Source organism: Carnobacterium sp., assembly GCF_045617425.1.
In the GTDB taxonomy this organism is placed as follows: Bacteria; Bacillota; Bacilli; order Lactobacillales; family Carnobacteriaceae; genus Carnobacterium_B.
The window spans coordinates 339,424-357,608 of the sequence record NZ_JAZLIO010000015.1 but is presented as its reverse complement, the minus strand read 5'-3'; the positions used below and the strand labels follow the sequence as shown (position 1 = coordinate 357,608).

Here is an 18,185-nt window from a genome sequence, read left to right as displayed (position 1 = left end):
TTCCCATGCCGAACACAGAAGTTAAGCTTCTTAGCGCCGATGGTAGTGAAGGGATTCCCTTTGTGAGAGTAGGACGTTGCCACGCAAATCAAAAAGACATCATCTCCGGATGATGTCTTTTTTGTATTTGTTGTTAAGTTTCATTAGCAAATGATTGTTTGACAAATAGTGTGGATACTTCAAAATGAAATTTCTTCTGGAATGGACGCGTCTGTTTTTAGAACGGGACGGTCTGTAAGCCTGTAGTTTTATATCAACTTTCAAAGAAACCATAAGCGTTTCAGTGCTTACGGTTTCTAATTATGAAGGAATCTTATACAGGTAATAAGTAACCCTATTTCTCCAGAAATTATTGTTGAGTAGTTTGATACATTTAACAACAAAAAAATTATAAACCTTAACAAATTGTGTCACGTGAAACAATTTAAAAATACAACTAGATAAATAAACTATTCTTTCTCTTTATACGATAAATAGATAGAGACGATGCCTAGTGAAAATAAACAAAATGCATAAAAATTAAAAACATTATTGAAGCCTGCAGCAGAAGATTGTTCCAATCCATATACATATACATGCAGCCACAAAGCACAACAAATAGCAATAACACCACTTAAAAATTTCATGCAACTGGAAACTCCTTTCCTGGAAAAATGATAGGGAGCAGATTATGTACTACATTTAACTATAAAATACACTCCAAAAGTTAGCTTTTTTAAACTAATTTTTGGAGTGTGTTAATACTTATTTTGATTTTTTCACCTATTTATTAGTAATTAATGACATCTTGAGTATCTGTATCAAAGAAATGTGCTTTGTTTAAATTAAACGATAGATCAATAAATTCTCCAGGATTATGAAAGTCTCTAGCATCAACTTTTGAAATGAATTCTGTGCCATCAACTTTAGTATAAAGCATAGTTTCTGCTCCAAGTAATTCAGATACGACAACTTCAGCATGAACGATACTATTTGGATTAGCGTCTAAAACAATTTGTTCACTATGAATGTCTTCAGGACGAATACCAAAAATAAGTTGCTTACCTTCATAACCTTTAGTTGCAAGATTTTTTGCATTTCTTTCGTCTAGTGTAATAGACAACCCTTTACCATTGGAGATAATATTATTCGTTAAGGTAACATCAAAGAAGTTCATTGCTGGAGAACCAATAAATCCTGCAACAAAGACGTTAACTGGTGTATTATAGACTTCTTTAGGTGTTCCGATTTGCTGAACGAATCCGTCTTTCATGATAACGATACGATCCGCCATTGTCATTGCTTCTGTTTGGTCATGAGTTACATAAATTGTAGTTGTATTTAAACGACGGTGTAATTTTGCTATTTCAGCTCGCATTGCTACACGTAATTTAGCATCTAAATTTGATAAAGGTTCATCCATTAAGAATACTTTAGCATCACGAACAATAGCGCGTCCTAAGGCGACACGTTGACGTTGCCCCCCAGACAGTGCAGCAGGTTTACGTTTCAAAAATTCTGTTAATCCTAAAATTTCAGCAGCCTCTTCAACACGTTGTTTGATTTCCTCTTTTTTGTATTTACGTAACTTCAAACCGAAAGCCATATTATCATATACTGTCATATGAGGATATAAAGCATAGTTTTGGAAAACCATTGCGATATCTCGATCTTTAGGAGCAACATCATTGACTAGTTTATCTCCAATATATAATTCTCCTTCTGAAATATCTTCCAATCCAGCAACCATACGTAAGGTCGTTGATTTACCACATCCTGAAGGACCAACAAATACAATGAATTCACGATCTTTTATATTTAAATCAAAGTTTGTTACTGAATAATTTTCATTATTTTCATATTTTTTATTAATATTTTTAAGTGCGATTTCTACCATTATAGCCACGTTTCCTCTCTATTAAAAGCTGATTTATTATAATATAATCATAATATAAACGCTACCTTATAGAAAGGGGAATCTGCACAAAACAACTAAGCGTTATTTGTGCAAGTTGCCCATGGTTAGATTATAAGGTAATAGAATAGAGTGAATCGCTAGTTGCCGTATTTTTTGTTATAATTAAGCAGTTAATGAATAGAATATGAAATGAGGAAATTTAAGAATATGGAAAAGAAACGTGGATTTGAAGTAATAGCAGCTTATAAAACAAAAGAGATTCATTTACCGATAAGAGCAACAAATCATGCAGCAGGCTATGATTTTGAAGCAGCAGAGGATACCATAGTGCCTTCTATTTGGAAAATTGTAGTGGAAAGCATTGCCCGGGTAATAAAACAAAAGAAAACAGATTTAATATTTGTCGAAGAAGACAAAAAGTATTTAAAATCAACATTAGTCCCAACCGGTATTAAAGCTTACATGGGAGAAGACGAGTATCTACAATTGGCTAATCGTTCAAGTAACCCAATTAAGCATCAATTAATCTTACCCAATGGAGTCGGTATTATTGATTCAGATTACTACAATAATGAAAATAATGAAGGACACATCTATTTCCAATTTATTCATTATGGATTAACCGATCATGTAATAAAAAAAGGAGATCGAATTGGCCAAGGTATATTTATGCCATTTTTAAAAGCCGATACGGACAAAGCGAATGGAAAAGTTCGTTCAGGCGGATTTGGTTCTTCGGGTAGATAATACATTCATTTGAATAGGTGGAAAATTTGGTTTGTTGAATAATTGAAATGTTGAATCGATTTATGAATAGATACAAGAGATAAAACAAGATTATGAATTTCTGTTGAAGAATGCTTGAATTAATCTGCCTTTTATCTGTTTCAATGCCTATTCTAATCGCATTTATGTTAAAATAAAAATAAATCGTTTTTTAAAACTCAGAAGGTGAGGCTGAACAGGTGGCAAAAAAGAAAATTACTAAATTTGTCTGCCAAGCATGCGGTTATGAATCGCCAAAATGGATGGGACGCTGTCCAAACTGTGGTAGTTGGAATCAAATGGAAGAAGAAATAGTAGCGGATAAAAATGATCGTAGAAGTCGTGTAAGTATGACTGGTAAAACCGCCAAAGCTGAAGCAATTCAAGACATCACAGTATCTAAAGTTCCTAGAGTAAAAACAAAGTTAAAAGAATTAAACCGCGTTTTAGGAGGCGGAGTAGTACCCGGCTCGTTGGTTTTAATAGGTGGAGATCCTGGTATTGGAAAATCTACACTTTTGCTGCAAGTTTCAGCCCAGCTAAATTTAGCTGGCGGAAAAGTTTTATATGTAAGTGGAGAAGAAAGCTCAAGTCAAATTAAAATGCGTGCGAACCGTTTGGGTGTAAAGGGTGCAGATTTTTATATTTACCCAGAAACGGATATGGGTGCAATAAGGCAAACAATTGAGGACTTAAAGCCTGATTATGTTATTATTGATTCTATTCAAACCATGAACCAAGCTGATATTACCGGAGCAATAGGAAGTGTTTCCCAAGTTAGAGAAAGCACCGCTGATTTATTGAAAATTGCCAAAACGAATAATATTGCTATTTTTATTGTAGGACATGTTACAAAAGAAGGATCTATTGCTGGTCCACGAATGTTAGAACACATGGTAGACACGGTATTGTATTTTGAAGGAGAAAGACACCATACTTTCCGTATTCTAAGAGCTGTTAAAAATCGCTTTGGTTCAACTAATGAAATTGGGATCTTCGAAATGCGCGAAGGTGGTTTGGTAGAAGTACTAAATCCTTCGGAAATGTTTCTCGAAGAACGCTTATCTGGAGCTACAGGCTCTGCTGTAGTGGCTTCAATGGAAGGTTCACGTCCCATTTTAGCTGAAATCCAGTCGTTGATCACACCTACTGCTTTTGGAAATGCTCGGCGGACAGCTAGTGGTTTAGATTATAACCGTGTGTCTTTAATTATGGCTGTTCTAGAGAAAAGAGCGGGACTAATGCTGCAAAACCAGGATGCTTATTTAAAATCAGCAGGTGGCGTTAAATTGGATGAACCAGCAATCGACTTAGCTATTGCTATTAGTGTGGCATCCAGTTATCAGGAAAAAGAAACAAAAGAAACTGATTGTTTTATTGGCGAAATTGGGTTGACTGGAGAAATCAGACGAGTGAGCCGGATTGAACAACGGGTAAATGAAGCTGCTAAATTAGGTTTTAAACGGATTATGATTCCCAAAAACAATATTGGTGGTTGGATTTTCCCTGAAAATATAGAGGTTATCGGTGTTGTGACGATAGCTGAGGCTATAAAGAAAGCTTTTTCTTAAGTACAAAATAAGCAAAAAAAATAAAATGGCAATTTCCTGTTTTTTCGTATAAGACAGGAACTCCATTTATGAAGGAGGAATAGTTTTGGTTAAAAAAATCATAACCGGTATCTTTATTCTTATCGGTGGAAGCATCGGAGCAAGTTTAATGCCAACTGCATGGAATATGGCAGGAGTTGAAAATCCTTATGTTAACAATGTAGTCATGAATATTCTGATTGGTGCTATTATATTTTTATTTATTTCTTTTTTATCGGTGACGTACATTGAACAAGCATTTAAAAAGATTGAAACTTTTTTAAGTCAACAAAGTGTAACTTATTTATTATTTGGGAGTTTAGGAACAATCATAGGGTTGGTTCTGGCTTGGCTAATTAGTGTAGTGTTGATTGGTATGGGAATACCAGTTGTTAGGGATGTGATTCCTATTATTTTAGTTATTGGTTTTGCATATTTAGGGTTCCGCGTTGGGACGACTCGCAGAGATGAATGGCGTAAGCTGTTCCAGGTAAAAGCAAAAAGGAATACCGAAGATGAAGATGGAAAAGTCTTAGAGAGATTGGCAGATGAAACATTTCGTAAATATAAAATTCTAGATACTAGTGTGATTATTGACGGAAGAATTTATGATATTGCCAAAACAGGTTTTCTTGAAGGAACGATTTTGATTCCTAACTTTGTACTACAAGAATTGCAATACATTGCAGATTCATCGGATAGCTTGAAGCGAGTGCGTGGACGTAGAGGATTAGATATATTAAACGCTTTGCAAAAAGAAGATGATATGCAAGTTGAAATGTATGATGGCGATTTTGAAGACATTACAGAAGTCGACAGTAAACTGATTAAACTGGCAAAATTATTAGATGGGGTTGTAGTCACGAACGATTACAATTTAAATAAAGTAAGTGAATTTCAAAATGTGCCCGTATTAAATATCAACGAATTGGCTAATGCAGTAAAGCCAGTCGTGATTCCCGGTGAAAATATGACGGTTATGATCGTCAAAGCTGGTACAGAACGTAGCCAAGGAGTAGCATACTTAGATGACGGAACAATGATTGTTGTTGAAGAAGGCCAACACTTTATGAACAAAACAATCGAGGTTGTCGTAACCAGTGCGCTTCAAACAGCAGCTGGGCGAATGATATTTGCCAAACCGGTTCATTCTCAAAAAGGCATTAAAGATAAAGACTAGGAGCGGGTGCGATGAACAAGGACTATGAGCTGATATTATTGGCAGCTGGTCACGGAAGACGCATGAGATCTTCTAAGAATAAAATTTTATTACCTTTACTAAATAAGCCGTTGATTGAATACCCATTAACTCTATTTTTGAACGATGAAAATTGTAGTCACATTATTCTAGTTGTAAAAGAAGATGAGATTGGTCTGCTTACGGATTTATTGCAACAAGAACAGTTATACAGTGAAAAGTCGATTACCATTGCTGTAGGTGGTACAGAGCGACAGCATAGTGTCTATAAAGGTCTACAAAAATTGAAAAACAAAACATCCTCAGGTCTTGTAATGATTCATGATGGCGCAAGACCATTCATTGAACAGGAAGCTATTGATCGGTTAAATGAAGCAGCTCAAAAAACTGGAGCAGCTATTTTAGGAGTTCCAGCAAAAGACACCATTAAAGCTGTACACTCAGACCACACAGTGAAAGCCACATTGCCAAGAAGTGAGTTATGGCACATCCAAACTCCTCAAGCATTTGACAGTTCATTGGTTCTGCAAGCACATGAAAAAGCCAAAACAGATGATTTTTTAGGAACAGATGATGCTTCATTAGTCGAACGATTGCAAAAGCCTGTTCTAGTAGTAGAAGGATCTTATGACAATATAAAAATTACCACTCCTGAAGATATGGTATCTGGAAAAGCCGTTTTGCTCCATAGAGAACAGCAAGTTAAGTAGAAGAAGGAGGTTGTTAGATTATGATTCGTGTAGGACAAGGGTATGATGTCCATCAGTTTGTCAGTAATAGACATTTAATCATTGGTGGAGTAACCCTGCCTTTTGAATATGGATTAGAAGGCCATTCTGATGCAGATGTGCTCATTCATGCTATTATAGATGCTCTTTTAGGGGCTGGAGGTAAAGGGGATATAGGCCACCGTTTTTCCGATACTGATGCTCAATTTAAGAATATAGACTCGCGGGAGTTGCTCCGTAAAGTATGGAGTGAACTGAAAATAGAAGGTTATACAATTGGAAACATTGATGCAACAATTGTAGCTGAGAATCCAAAGATGGCTCCTTATTTAGAGAAAATGAAAGAAAACATAGCTTATGATTGTCAAACAAGTATCCAACATGTTAACGTTAAAGCGACAACTTCTGAAACAATGGGGTTTATCGGACGAAATGAAGGTATTGCAGCAATGGCAATTTGCTTATTAGAAAGGCAAGATAACAAGCCATCACTTCTTTAATTTTAGTTAGTGAATTTAGTTTTAGTAGAGATGAAAAATAGAAAGAAAAGAGGATATAAATTATGACAAAAAAAGTTCGAGTACGCTATGCGCCAAGTCCAACAGGACATTTACATATTGGAAATGCTCGTACAGCATTATTCAATTATTTATTTGCACGACACAATGGTGGAGATTTTATCATCCGTATTGAAGATACTGATTTAAAACGCAATATTGAAGGTGGAGAAACTAGCCAGTTAGAAAACTTGAAATGGTTAGGAATGGATTGGGATGAAAGTCCGGATAGTCCAGGAGAATTTGGTCCTTACCGCCAATCTGAACGTAGAGAAATTTATGATCCATTAGTTGAACAGTTATTGTTAAGCAATCGTGCTTACAAATGCTACTGTTCAGAAGAAGAGTTAGAAGAAGAACGTGAAGCACAAAGAGCTAGAGGAGAAATGCCTCATTACAGCGGAAAATGTGCAAACCTAACAGCAAAGGAACAAAAAGAAAAAGAAGCAACAGGTATTGAACCAGTTATTCGTTACCGTGTAATCAAAGAAAACACGTATAATTTTGAAGATATCGTAAAAGGTCATATTTCTTTTGAAGCAGAAAGCATTGGCGGAGACTTCGTGATCGTAAAACGTGATGGTATGCCGACATATAACTTTGCAGTAGCTATAGATGATCATTTCATGGAAATTACACATGTTTTACGTGGAGACGACCATATTGCGAATACACCAAAACAGTTAATGATTTATGAAGCATTTGGATGGGAAGCTCCTCAATTTGGGCATATGACACTAATTATCAACAGTGAAACAGGTAAAAAATTAAGCAAACGTGATGGCAACATTCTTCAATTTATTGAACAATACCGTGAATTAGGTTACTTACCAGAAGCAATGTTCAACTTTATTTCCTTATTAGGATGGTCACCTGTTGGAGAAGAAGAGATCTTTGATCATAATACATTTGTTGAAATGTTCGATCCTGCACGTTTAAGCAAATCACCAGCAGCATTTGATGCTAAAAAATTAGAATGGATCAATAATCAATATATGAAGCAAGCTGATTTAGAAACAGTAACATCACTAGCTTTACCACATTTAATCAAAGCTGGTTATGTTGAAGAAAACGCATCGCCAGAGAAATTAGAATGGGTTCAAAAAGTTGTGAGCTTATACCATGAACAAATGAGTTATGGGGCAGAAATTGTTGAACTATCAAGTTTGTTCTTTAGTGAAGAACCTGCAATTGATAGTGTAGCAAAAGAAGTTTTAGAAGGTGAAACAGTTCCAGAAGTTTTAAAAGCTTTCTCTAAACAATTAGATGAAATTACGCCTTTTGATGCAGACGAAATCAAAAAAGCGATTAAAACAGTACAAAAAGAAACTGGAATTAAAGGGAAAAACCTCTTTATGCCTATTCGAGTAGCTGTAACAGGACAATCACATGGACCGGAAATTGGACCAACGATTGAATTGCTTGGCCGCGAAAAAGCTCAAGCACATCTACAAGCAGCATTAGCGAAACTATAATCTTAAGCTGAATATAAAATAACTTTAAAACAAAAAATAAATTAAATAAAAATAAAAAACAATGATGAGAAAGAGTAACCCAATAAAAATCTAAAGAGAATCTGTAATGGTGGAAGCAGATGGTGGCTATTGGGTGAAGTGCGTCTCTGAGTTATGGGGTTGAAAATGTAGTAGACTCTTATCGGTTAACATCCGTTACAGTGTCAAAGGTTGCCTAGTCTAATCAACAGGGATAAGGCGATAAAGAAAAGTGGAACCACGCAACAGCGTCTTTTATCATATAAGAGACGCTGTTTTTTTGTAAAAAAAAATAAGGTGGAATAATCTATGAGGAGATTAAGAGAAGACATTCAAACGATTAAACAGAATGATCCTTCAGTTAAAAGTACACTTGAAATCCTATTAACGTACCCTAGTTTCTATGCCATCATTTTTCATAGAGGGGCACATTTTTTGTACCAGCGGAATGTATTTTTATTGAGTCGTATGATTGCAAATTTTTCTCGCTTTTTAACAGGGATTGAAATTCATCCTGGCGCTACAATAGGCAAGAGACTCTTCATCGATCATGGTATGGGTGTTGTGATTGGTGAAACGGCTAGTGTTGGAGATGACGTCATTATTTTTCATGGGGTGACATTAGGTGGAACAGGCAAAGACAAAGGAAAACGTCATCCTACAATTGGAAATAATGTATTGTTATCTGCACATGTGCAGGTTTTAGGACCTATAACAATAGGTAATGATTCCAAGATAGGTGCATCAGCTGTTGTCTTAGAAACGGTACCACCTAATTCAACTGCAGTAGGTATTCCTGCTAAAGTAGTGAAAATAAATGGAAAAAAAATCCCTCATTAATTATATCTTAAGTAGAAAAGGAGAGTAGCTATGCTAAAAATTTATAATACATTAACAAGAGAAAAAGAAGAGTTCGTTCCAATAGAAGAAGGAAAAGTAAAGATGTATGTTTGTGGACCAACCGTTTATAATTATATTCACATTGGAAATGCACGCAGTACCGTTGCATTTGATACGGTCAGACGTTACCTTGAGTATCGCGGATATGATGTAACGTATATTTCAAACTTTACTGATGTAGACGATAAAATTATTCGTACAGCAAAAGAGTTGGATTTAACTGCTCAAGAAGTAGCTGATAAATTTATTGAAGCCTATCATGAAGATACACATGCTTTAGGGGTAGAAGAAGCCACACATCATCCGCGTGTAATGGAAAATATGCCAGAGATTATTGATTTTATAGCAGTGCTGGTAAAAAAAGGGTATGCTTATGAAGTAGAAGGCGATGTTTATTACCGTACAAGGAAATTTAAAGATTATGGTAAACTAAGCGACATCTCAATTGACGAATTGGAAGTTGGAGCAAGTAATCGTTTAACTGCTCAAGAAAACAATAAAAAAGAAGACCCATTAGATTTTGCTTTATGGAAATCAGCTAAAGCAGATGAAATTAGTTGGGAATCACCTTGGGGAGCAGGTCGTCCAGGCTGGCATATTGAATGTTCTGTTATGGCTACAAAATATTTAGGGGATACGATTGATATCCATGCTGGAGGACAAGATTTAACCTTTCCACATCATGAGAATGAGATCGCTCAAAGTGAAGCTAAAACAGGACACCCATTTGCTCACTATTGGATGCACAATGGTTTTGTCACTATGGATAATGAAAAGATGAGTAAATCGATTGGGAATGTTGTTTTGGTCCATGATATTATTAAACAAGTAGACCCTCAGATCGTCCGCTTCTTTATGGCAACAACTCAATACCGCAGGCCCATTAGTTACAATGAAACAACGATTGAAGAAGCTAGAGCCAATTTAGCAAAAATAAAAACAGCTTATGATCATGCAATGTACCGTTTGAAAGATGCAGTAGAGACAGAGACAGAGACAGATGACCAAGAACAATTGAATCAATTCACATCATTCAAAGAAAACTTCATAAAAGAAATGGATGATGACTTTAATTCTGCCAATGGTATTACAGTTGTTTATGAAATGGCTAAAGCAATGAACATTTATAGCGAACGTTCTGTTGTTTCTAAAGTTGTTCTTGAAGCTATGTTGGATCAGTTTCAAGAATTAGTTCAGATTTTTGGTATTGCATTTGCGGAAACAGAGTTATTGGATGAAACAATTGAGCAATTGATCGAAGAAAGAAATGCAGCACGTGCAGCGAAAAACTTCCAACGCAGTGATGAAATTAGGGACCAATTAAAAGAAGAGGGCATTATTTTAGATGATACACCTCAAGGAACTAGATGGAGAAGAGGATAATAAACACATGACAGAAAAAAATTGGGCATTATTAAATGGATTAGCATTAGCTTATGTAGGAGATGCTATATATGAAACCTATATTCGCGATTATTTAGTCGGGCAAGGCTACACGAAACCAAGCCAACTGCACAAAACGGCTACGCATTTTGTTTCAGCAAAAGCACAAAGTTTCTTGATGCATGAAATGTTAGCGGAAGAAGACTTTTTGACAGAAGAAGAAGTGACAATGTATAAACGAGGTAGAAATTCTAAAAGTTACACTTCAGCAAAAAATGCGGATATCACGACGTATCGTGTAGCTACTGGATTTGAATCATTAATGGGCTATTTACATTTAGCAAAACGAACGGAACGTATGGAAGAATTGATTCAATGGTGTATAAAAAAAGTGGAGGCTACAAAAGATGACAAGAGATAATAAAAATTTTGGTAAACGGAATAACCAACCAAATAAACAATCTTTTACCAAAAGACCAGCTAGACAAACAGTAAAGCCGGTTGAGGATAGAGTAGAAGAACAAGAGACCGATCGTGATTTAGTGGCCGGCAGATTACCAGCTATTGAAGTGTTGAAATCAGAACGTGACATTAATAAAATTTTTCTACAAGAGGGCTTAAGCGGATCGAAAATGGAAGAGATTCAAAATTTAGCTAAAAAACGCAGTGTGCAAATCTCATTTGTGCCTAAGTCTAAATTGGATCAACTAGTAGATGGAATGAATCACCAAGGAGTAGTTGTGGCAGCATCTGCTTTTCAATATGCAACAATTGATGATTTATTTGCAATAGCCGCTCAAAAAAATGAAGATCCCTTTTTTATTCTTTTGGATGGCGTTGAAGATCCGCACAACTTAGGTTCAATCATGCGAACAGCTGATGCTATTGGAGCTCATGGAATCATTATTCCCAAAAGACGTGCTGTTGGTTTAACGGCTACAGTTGCAAAAGCTTCAACAGGGGCGATAGAACATGTGCCGGTTGCACGAGTAACGAATCTTGTCCAAGCAATCAAAGAATTAAAAGAACGTGGATTGTGGTTGTATGGGACGGATATGGAAGGACAAGATTACCGACAATGGGAGACTACATTACCTATAGGATTAGTGATGGGTAATGAAGGAAAAGGAATTTCTCGTTTAGTCAAAGAACAAATGGACGGTATGGTCACTATACCAATGACTGGACATGTTCAAAGTTTGAATGCTAGTGTAGCAGCAAGCTTATTGATGTATGAAGTATACCGTGGACGAAACAAAATTTAACTAAAAAGCTAAAAGGGAAGGGGGTCAAATATCATGAAAAGAGAGTTGTTGATTGTGGATGGGTACAATGTTATTGGGGCATGGCCACACTTAGTAAAACTAAAAAACCAAGATAAATTGGAAGATGCAAGAGACTCTTTATTGCACGAATTATCCAATTACCAAAAATATACCGGTATAGATATCCATGTGGTATTTGACGCCCAATTTGTTCCTGGAATTCAACAATCGTATAAGAAGTATCAATTATCGGTTATTTTCACGAAAGAAGGAGAAACTGCGGATAGTTATATTGAACGCATTGTTGGCAAAGAAAGTACTCTGTTAACACAAGTAACTGTTGCAACAAGTGATCTTGCAGAACAATGGATCATTTTCCAAAAAGGTGCTTTGAGAAAATCGGCTAATGAACTCTTTAGTGATGTTAAACGCATTAAAAAAGCTATTGAGGCTGATACACAACAGTACCGTTTACAGAATTATCGAAGAAATTCGCCTTGGTCGCATAACCAAATAGACCGATTAGAAAAACTAAGAGATGATTTAACAAAACATTAGAATAAGGAATAAGCTATTTTGAAAGTTTTCGAGAATGGTAGACAATCGAAATAACTTGTGTTATCCATCAAATCACACTATTGTAGCCACTAGAAGGAGGGACAAGTTTGGCAGACGAAGATGAAAAAATTTATCTTATGAGTGACGAAGAATTGATTCTCATGATTAAAAATGGAGATGGGTATCCATTCAAAATTTTATTTAAGCGTTATCATCCCTTGGTAACAAAATTGACGAAAGAATACTACCTTAAAAGTTATGAGTTAGAGGATCTATGGCAAGAAGCGCGTATCGTCTTTCATAAAACGATACAAACGTATGATCAAGATAAAGGCCACACATTTGGAAACTTCTACAAACTAAATTTTAAACACCATATTTTTAGCTTGATTCGAAAAGATATGGCTAAGAAACGAAGAATAGAAAAAATTGCGGAGTCCTTAGATGGTATGATAGAAAAAGGAATGAGTCCTCAATACATAATGAATGGAAAAGAAGGACTGTCTGCGTTAGATATCTTACAAGTTAAAGAAAAATTAGCCGGTTATCATCATACATTGTCAAAGCTCGAACAAAAAGTATTTTCTCTTTATTTAAAGAATATAGAAGTAGATGAGATTGCTGAACAATTACAGTGTGATAGTCTACAAATAAAAAATGCTTTAGATCGTTGCAAACGCAAAATGAAACTTATACTAGAATCTTAATTGGTTCTTAACGTAATTATCAAGGCTACAACTACAGTTAAATGATAACGCTTTCTTAAATTGGTTGGATCCATCCATAATAAAGAGTCTACCATTCTCGTAAGGGTTCAAATAAAAAGACAAGTTATCGGAAAAATCGATAACTTGTCTTTTTATTCTAGAGAGCAGTAAAGGGCTAAATAATAGTCAGATTAAATCGTTCTATCTAATAATGACAGGGTTAAGTTACGAATCATTTCTTTTTCTGAATTATCCGGTAATTGATCAATCCGTTTTAAAGCTTTATCGGTGTACTTTTCAGCTAAACGTTTTGCTTCATCTAAACCGCCAGAATCTATAACAAGTTGTTGGATTTTTTGTGTTTCTTCTTTTGTTAGCTGATCTTTTTTTTCAAGTAATTCTTTAAAAACAGCATTTTTTTTACGAATAGCATAAATAAGAGGAGCAGAATAAATTCCTTGTTTTACGTCTTCTAAAACAGGCTTTCCAAAACCATCCGTGGTTTGGGTGTAGTCTAAAATATCATCTTTGATTTGAAAAGCCATTCCAATATGACTTCCAATATAATAACAATTTCGAGCAAATCGTTCAGTTTGTCCACTCTCTAAAGCTCCAGAGTAACATGAAAGAGCAAATAATTGAGCCGTTTTACCAGATATTTGAGTCAAATAATTGCGAATCGTTATTTCTTGATTGTATCTTAAATGCATTTGATCAATTTCACCCATCAAAATTTTTTCCATCCCTTTGGTATTGATTTGCATTTGTTTCATAGAATTAGAATAATCTGTTATTAATTTAAACGAAACGGTAAACAAATAATCGCCAGCATAAACGGCAATATCTTTGCCGTATTTTGATTGAATCGTTTGTTGGCCACGTCTTTTAGGTGAATCATCAATAACATCATCATGGATTAAAGTTGCCATGTGCAACACTTCAATAGCCGCAGCAAAAGCACGTGCTCGGTTAGGATCGTGATCTTTTCCAAAAGTTGAAAAAAGCAAAGTATAAGCTGGGCGAACCAATTTGCCACCTGTGTTCATCATATCAACTAAAGCATGTTCAATAGATTTATTTCGCAAATGAATTCTTGAATCTATCAATTCAATGGTTTGTATTAATTCAGATTGTAATTTAGGGTAGGCTTCCCACATAGGATGAATCTGCATGTGTATTCCCCTTTCGTTTCATAAGTTATGGCAGTGTCTAAGAATTTACGTAAGTGGTGTTGCGACGCTTTTTTTTAGCGGGTTGTTGCGTCTGATGTTTGAAGTTTTTTAAGGTACGTACATGAGTCATCAAATAATTAGCGGCAATACCGATAGCGATACCAGATAAAATACCCATAAAAGATAAGATTGGCAAGTACAGCATAACCGTCCATGTTTGAGCAATCCAGCTTGCAACAGCTAATTGACCAACATTATGCAAAATTCCGCCTGTAGCACTTATTCCGATGATGCTGACACGTTTTGGTCCAAGTTGTTTGACTAGCAACATACCAACATAACTGAGTAAAGCTCCAGCACAACTGTACATAAAGGTTGATAGTGTACCACCTAAAAGAGTGGTCATAATAAGTCTCATCCAAACTACTGTAAAACTATCCTTTAATGGTAAAGTGAAAATAGCAACAATAGTAATCAAGTTAGCAATACCAAGTTTTGCACCTGGAGCAAAGGCAAAAGGAAAGGGAATACTTCGTTCAACTAAGCTTAAGATAACAGCTTGAGCTGCCAATAATGCAATATACACAAGTTTTTGATTTCTAGTCATAAATACCAGCCCTTATCTACTATAAAATGAGTTGAACTAATGCTTGCTTGTTTTAGTAATTGAATAAAAATAACAAGAGACAAAGAAGAATATTGTTTGGATTCTTCTTTCTATCTTAACATTTTTTATCGTTTTACACATGAGTTTAGTAACCTTTTAAGACATAATAAAATGAGTGGAGGCAGAAGAGACCTACCTTCACTCAAACATGCTACTATATGAAACGTATTTTTCTTATTTGTATAAAGATTTTGGTGTACCATACCACCATTTACCGGCTATTTTTTGAATCCAAGGAATAACATAGTAATCTAAACCAAATGCACGACCAGAGCCATTCATTAAAGCGATAGCTGCAAATACGAACCACATATTTACCCAGTAAAACATTCCAGATAATGTAAAGCTGACAACTAAAGCAACAGTAGCTGCACTAGCCAACCAAGTGAACAAGCCAGCAATCAAAGCTAATCCAATAGCAATTTCTACACAAGTCATGAATTTTTGGAAAAGCAAAGCAACTTCTGGAGTAGGAATCATAAATTCCATAATGCTGTTAAACCAATCAGGAGCCTTAGAGAAAACCATCATAGGTTCTTCGCCATAGACGTAGCTTAAACCAAAAATTGGTTCTGCAACTTCTTCTACTACTTCGGATGCTCCACTAGTTACATCTTGTAACCAGGAGAATGGTAAAGCTACATTATCGCCAAACCAACTTTGAGAACCAAATAAACCAAAGGCTTTTTTGACCCCTTCAAAACACCACATACTACCGTAAAAGACTCTTAAAGGAACACTCCACAAAACATTCCCATAACGAGAAAGGTGACCGCGGAAAATATTTCTTTGGTTTTTGATATGAAAGAATTCATGGAACAGGTATTGCACCATGTAGTAACCAGAACGAATGTCAAAGAAGTATTTTAAGTTAACGATGTGTTTCATCAACATAGCGAAAAATCCGCTAAGGTGGAATTTATCCATCAAGTAAGCAACACCATATTTCGAACCAATAGAAACCATTGTTCCTTGGTAATTTGATTCGAATTTGTGTTTTTCTTTTCCTTCAATAGCTGCAACAACGTTAACAGCAGCAGTGTGTCCAGTTTGTTCAGCAGCTTGTACGATTTGAGGAGTTGGTTTTCCTTCTTCTTCCTCATAGTAGACAAGATCGCCAATAACGTAAACATCTTCTAAATTTTTTGCTTCCATAAACTCATTCGCAACTAAACGTCCAGCACGCGCTTGTTCCATTCCAAATTCTGCTGTGTCTGTGTTAGCTTTAACACCTGCAGTCCATACTAATGTTTTGGTAGGAAGTTCTTCACCAGATTTCAATAAAACGGAATCAGCTCCAACACTAATAATTGGAGAATCTTTCATGATTTTGATGCCTTTTTTCGTCATAAATTTTTCAGCTTTATCTGCATCTTGACGAGGAAGAGTGTTTAAGATAGTTGGAGCAGCTTCAACAACGATCAGTTCAATCTCTGAAGCGTCAAATTTGTACTCTTTTGCTAAAACATCTTTCCAATCTAATAGTTCTCCGACCATTTCGATACCTGTAAATCCAGAACCACAGATCACAAAACGCATCATAGCAGCACGTTTTTCAGCATCATGTTCAACAGCTGCAGCTGCAACAGTTGCTTCAATGTGGTGGCGTAAACGAATAGCGTCTTCTAAAGACCAAAGAGTGAATCCGTGTTCTTTAACTCCAGGTGTTCCAAAGTCATTTGGTTCGCCACCCATACCTAAAACTAAATAGTCATAAGAATAAGAACCATTTTCAGTTGTTACTACTTTCTTATCGTGGTCAACTGCTGTAACGTTATCTGTTACTAAGTTAACATTTTTCTTACGAGCAAATAATCGTTGTAAATCATACTGGATGGCTTCAGGCTCAACACGTCCTCCAGCTACTTCGTGTAACTCTGTCATATAAGTAAGGTAAGAGTGGCGGTCGATTAACGTAATCGTTACCTCTTTATTTTTCTTGAGTTTTTTTGCTAGCTGTTTTGTAGCAGCAACCCCTGCAAAACCAGCACCAACAACAACAACATTTGTTTGAGTCATTTTTCTAGCTCCTTTTTCAACCATTTTTTAAAAAAAATATTTAGTATAGATAAATTGAAGAATAATAAGTGCTTATCAAGTTAGTTAAAAGTTTCACAACCATCTGATAAATATATTATACAAAAAATAAATAATTATGTCTATGTTTTAAAGGATATTTTTCCCAAAAATTATTTTTAAAGATAAAAAATATTAAAAAAAATGATTTTTAATGAAATTATTCGCAATCTTTTTTTCTAAATCGTATTAAACCAAAGAAAAAGATAAATGCTAAAACAAAAACAGTTGTCACATTATTGACAAATTCAGTGTCAGTAGTGAAAAAGCATAAACTTTATACTTAAAAAAAAAATAAAAAAAATAGTACTACAAATAAACAGTTCAGCACTAAAATGTTGATGTAGAAAGAGAATCCAAACGGACGTCACTTTAATTGTGAAAATAAAAATAATCATTTAATAGTAGAACTAGGTTTATTGATATGCAAAAATTGACTTAAAATGTTATTTTACAGACGATTATTTAAGGAATGAAATAAAGAATAAAAGAACGCTAAATAGAAATTGCAAATTCATGTGAAAATATAGACAATAGGAAATAAAATAGTTATACTATTAGTGGATAGTCAACCAAATGAAGTAGCCGTATTGTTCTTTCGTTAGGAAGACTAGACTATAAAAATAGGGTGGGTACATAGCATGGAATTTAAAACCGGTTTGAAATTAGCGTCAGTTATTTTGGCTTCAACATTTGTACTAGCAGCATGTGGTTCTGACGATACAACTACTAAAGAAAGTACAGTAGCTGCATCATCAGAAACTTTGCAAGATGGAAGCTATCTATTGGAAGAGAAAAATCTTGATGACAATGGTTGGAGCGTTGTTTTTGGGATGACAGTTGAAGGTGGAAAAATTACAGAATCTACTTATGATTATGTAAATGATGCTGGAGAGTTGAAAACGAAAGATGCAGAATACCAAAAAGCAATGAAAGATAAAGTGGGAACTGGTCCTGCTGAATACATTCCGGCTTACAATCAAGCTTTAGTAGACGCACAAGATCCATCAGCTGTAGAAGTCGTTTCAGGTGCAACTCATTCGCACGAATTATTTGTTGAATACGCACAACAATTAGTTGATGCAGCAGAAGAAGGTAAAACAGAAACAATTGAAATTGATAACTAATACAAATTTTAATCAATCATTATCCAAAGTGCCTCTTTGATAAAGATTGAAAAATTCAGTTAGAAATGACATAATATGAGGGTCTTGGATGTATTTCTAGGAC

At 35.2% G+C, this 18,185-nt stretch carries 18 protein-coding genes, 1 rRNA gene and 1 other annotated feature; of the genes, 14 read left to right on the top strand and 5 right to left on the bottom strand.

Features of this window, described 5'->3' with window-relative positions; translation table 11 throughout:
• Positions 1 to 85, top strand: a 5S ribosomal RNA gene (gene rrf / locus ACKI3H_RS09255); the annotation flags it as partial.
• Positions 86 to 449: 364 nt separating this feature from the next.
• Here rrf and ACKI3H_RS09250 read toward each other — a convergent pair.
• Together ACKI3H_RS09250 and ACKI3H_RS09245 are read right to left on the bottom strand one after the other, a co-directional pair.
• Positions 450 to 626: a hypothetical protein gene (locus ACKI3H_RS09250; RefSeq protein WP_407371953.1), complete on the bottom strand. Its 177-nt coding sequence runs from the start codon at positions 624 to 626 to the stop codon at positions 450 to 452.
• Positions 627 to 769: 143 nt separating this feature from the next.
• Entirely contained in the window at positions 770 to 1,876 is a 1,107-nt protein-coding gene (locus ACKI3H_RS09245) for an ABC transporter ATP-binding protein (protein ID WP_407371965.1), read from the bottom strand.
• 228 nt (positions 1,877 to 2,104) lie between these two features.
• Between ACKI3H_RS09245 and ACKI3H_RS09240 the strand changes: the two genes are divergently transcribed.
• The 12 genes from ACKI3H_RS09240 to ACKI3H_RS09185 all read left to right on the top strand — a co-directional run bounded on the left by ACKI3H_RS09240 (position 2,105) and on the right by ACKI3H_RS09185 (position 13,040).
• Positions 2,105 to 2,644 (top strand): dUTP diphosphatase, encoded by a 540-nt coding sequence (locus tag ACKI3H_RS09240; RefSeq protein WP_407371952.1) that lies wholly within the window; start codon positions 2,105 to 2,107, stop codon positions 2,642 to 2,644.
• Between the two features lie 218 nt (positions 2,645 to 2,862).
• Positions 2,863 to 4,233 carry a DNA repair protein RadA gene (radA, locus tag ACKI3H_RS09235; protein ID WP_407371951.1) on the top strand — a complete coding sequence of 457 codons (1,371 nt, stop codon included), beginning with the start codon at positions 2,863 to 2,865 and terminating at the stop codon, positions 4,231 to 4,233.
• An 85-nt stretch (positions 4,234 to 4,318) separates the two neighbouring features.
• Entirely contained in the window at positions 4,319 to 5,431 is a 1,113-nt protein-coding gene (locus ACKI3H_RS09230; RefSeq protein WP_407371950.1) for a PIN/TRAM domain-containing protein, read from the top strand.
• 11 nt (positions 5,432 to 5,442) lie between these two features.
• Positions 5,443 to 6,159 carry a 2-C-methyl-D-erythritol 4-phosphate cytidylyltransferase gene (gene ispD / locus ACKI3H_RS09225; RefSeq protein WP_407371949.1) on the top strand — a complete coding sequence of 239 codons (717 nt, stop codon included), beginning with the start codon at positions 5,443 to 5,445 and terminating at the stop codon, positions 6,157 to 6,159.
• Between the two features lie 20 nt (positions 6,160 to 6,179).
• Positions 6,180 to 6,677, top strand: a complete 498-nt coding sequence (gene ispF / locus ACKI3H_RS09220; protein WP_407371948.1) for a 2-C-methyl-D-erythritol 2,4-cyclodiphosphate synthase — start codon at positions 6,180 to 6,182, stop codon at positions 6,675 to 6,677.
• Positions 6,678 to 6,739: 62 nt separating this feature from the next.
• On the top strand, positions 6,740 to 8,209 hold the full coding sequence (gltX, locus tag ACKI3H_RS09215; protein ID WP_407371947.1) for a glutamate--tRNA ligase: 1,470 nt from the start codon (positions 6,740 to 6,742) through the stop codon (positions 8,207 to 8,209).
• Positions 8,210 to 8,261: 52 nt separating this feature from the next.
• Positions 8,262 to 8,486: a binding site (T-box leader), on the top strand.
• Positions 8,487 to 8,536: 50 nt separating this feature from the next.
• On the top strand, positions 8,537 to 9,067 hold the full coding sequence (gene epsC / locus ACKI3H_RS09210) for a serine O-acetyltransferase EpsC (RefSeq protein ID WP_407371946.1): 531 nt from the start codon (positions 8,537 to 8,539) through the stop codon (positions 9,065 to 9,067).
• Positions 9,068 to 9,097: 30 nt separating this feature from the next.
• Complete coding sequence (cysS, locus tag ACKI3H_RS09205; protein ID WP_407371945.1) at positions 9,098 to 10,510, top strand: cysteine--tRNA ligase; 1,413 nt, start codon at positions 9,098 to 9,100, stop codon at positions 10,508 to 10,510.
• A gap of 7 nt (positions 10,511 to 10,517) precedes the next feature.
• Positions 10,518 to 10,931 (top strand): Mini-ribonuclease 3, encoded by a 414-nt coding sequence (locus ACKI3H_RS09200; protein ID WP_350450844.1) that lies wholly within the window; start codon positions 10,518 to 10,520, stop codon positions 10,929 to 10,931.
• Positions 10,918 to 11,775, top strand: coding sequence for a 23S rRNA (guanosine(2251)-2'-O)-methyltransferase RlmB (rlmB, locus tag ACKI3H_RS09195; RefSeq protein WP_407371944.1), 858 nt, complete (start codon positions 10,918 to 10,920; stop codon positions 11,773 to 11,775). Before ACKI3H_RS09200 ends, rlmB begins: the two co-directional genes overlap by 14 nt.
• A gap of 33 nt (positions 11,776 to 11,808) precedes the next feature.
• Positions 11,809 to 12,333, top strand: a complete 525-nt coding sequence (locus ACKI3H_RS09190; RefSeq protein ID WP_350450842.1) for an NYN domain-containing protein — start codon at positions 11,809 to 11,811, stop codon at positions 12,331 to 12,333.
• 107 nt (positions 12,334 to 12,440) lie between these two features.
• Complete coding sequence (locus tag ACKI3H_RS09185; protein WP_407371943.1) at positions 12,441 to 13,040, top strand: sigma-70 family RNA polymerase sigma factor; 600 nt, start codon at positions 12,441 to 12,443, stop codon at positions 13,038 to 13,040.
• Between the two features lie 191 nt (positions 13,041 to 13,231).
• Here the strand turns inward: ACKI3H_RS09185 and ACKI3H_RS09180 are convergent, their stop codons facing one another.
• The 3 genes from ACKI3H_RS09180 to ACKI3H_RS09170 all read right to left on the bottom strand — a co-directional run bounded on the left by ACKI3H_RS09180 (position 13,232) and on the right by ACKI3H_RS09170 (position 16,898).
• A complete protein-coding gene (locus ACKI3H_RS09180) occupies positions 13,232 to 14,212 on the bottom strand; it encodes a polyprenyl synthetase family protein (protein WP_407371942.1) in 981 nt (326 codons plus the stop codon).
• Positions 14,213 to 14,249: 37 nt separating this feature from the next.
• Complete coding sequence (locus ACKI3H_RS09175) at positions 14,250 to 14,819, bottom strand: Gx transporter family protein (RefSeq protein WP_407371941.1); 570 nt, start codon at positions 14,817 to 14,819, stop codon at positions 14,250 to 14,252.
• A 234-nt stretch (positions 14,820 to 15,053) separates the two neighbouring features.
• On the bottom strand, positions 15,054 to 16,898 hold the full coding sequence (locus ACKI3H_RS09170; RefSeq protein WP_407371940.1) for an FAD-dependent oxidoreductase: 1,845 nt from the start codon (positions 16,896 to 16,898) through the stop codon (positions 15,054 to 15,056).
• A 698-nt stretch (positions 16,899 to 17,596) separates the two neighbouring features.
• On the opposite strand from ACKI3H_RS09170, the gene ACKI3H_RS09165 reads away from it, so the two are divergent.
• The gene (locus ACKI3H_RS09165) at positions 17,597 to 18,082 is read left to right on the top strand and encodes an FMN-binding protein (protein WP_407371939.1); all 486 of its coding nucleotides are present in this window, start codon (positions 17,597 to 17,599) and stop codon (positions 18,080 to 18,082) included.
• The last annotated feature ends 103 nt before the right edge of the window (positions 18,083 to 18,185 follow it).

What these genes read in the sequence shown, in the direction of transcription:
- ACKI3H_RS09250 (WP_407371953.1), bottom strand. Translation starts at nt 626, where the DNA reads ATGAAATTTTTAAGTGGTGTTATTGCTATTTGTTGTGCTTTGTGGCTG.
- ACKI3H_RS09245 (WP_407371965.1), bottom strand. Translation starts at nt 1,876, where the DNA reads ATGGTAGAAATCGCACTTAAAAATATTAATAAAAAATATGAAAATAAT.
- ACKI3H_RS09240 (WP_407371952.1), top strand. Translation starts at nt 2,105, where the DNA reads ATGGAAAAGAAACGTGGATTTGAAGTAATAGCAGCTTATAAAACAAAA.
- ispD (WP_407371949.1), top strand. Translation starts at nt 5,443, where the DNA reads ATGAACAAGGACTATGAGCTGATATTATTGGCAGCTGGTCACGGAAGA.
- ispF (WP_407371948.1), top strand. Translation starts at nt 6,180, where the DNA reads ATGATTCGTGTAGGACAAGGGTATGATGTCCATCAGTTTGTCAGTAAT.
- gltX (WP_407371947.1), top strand. Translation starts at nt 6,740, where the DNA reads ATGACAAAAAAAGTTCGAGTACGCTATGCGCCAAGTCCAACAGGACAT.
- epsC (WP_407371946.1), top strand. Translation starts at nt 8,537, where the DNA reads ATGAGGAGATTAAGAGAAGACATTCAAACGATTAAACAGAATGATCCT.
- cysS (WP_407371945.1), top strand. Translation starts at nt 9,098, where the DNA reads ATGCTAAAAATTTATAATACATTAACAAGAGAAAAAGAAGAGTTCGTT.
- ACKI3H_RS09200 (WP_350450844.1), top strand. Translation starts at nt 10,518, where the DNA reads ATGACAGAAAAAAATTGGGCATTATTAAATGGATTAGCATTAGCTTAT.
- rlmB (WP_407371944.1), top strand. Translation starts at nt 10,918, where the DNA reads ATGACAAGAGATAATAAAAATTTTGGTAAACGGAATAACCAACCAAAT.
- ACKI3H_RS09190 (WP_350450842.1), top strand. Translation starts at nt 11,809, where the DNA reads ATGAAAAGAGAGTTGTTGATTGTGGATGGGTACAATGTTATTGGGGCA.
- ACKI3H_RS09180 (WP_407371942.1), bottom strand. Translation starts at nt 14,212, where the DNA reads ATGCAGATTCATCCTATGTGGGAAGCCTACCCTAAATTACAATCTGAA.
- ACKI3H_RS09175 (WP_407371941.1), bottom strand. Translation starts at nt 14,819, where the DNA reads ATGACTAGAAATCAAAAACTTGTGTATATTGCATTATTGGCAGCTCAA.
- ACKI3H_RS09170 (WP_407371940.1), bottom strand. Translation starts at nt 16,898, where the DNA reads ATGACTCAAACAAATGTTGTTGTTGTTGGTGCTGGTTTTGCAGGGGTT.
- ACKI3H_RS09165 (WP_407371939.1), top strand. Translation starts at nt 17,597, where the DNA reads ATGGAATTTAAAACCGGTTTGAAATTAGCGTCAGTTATTTTGGCTTCA.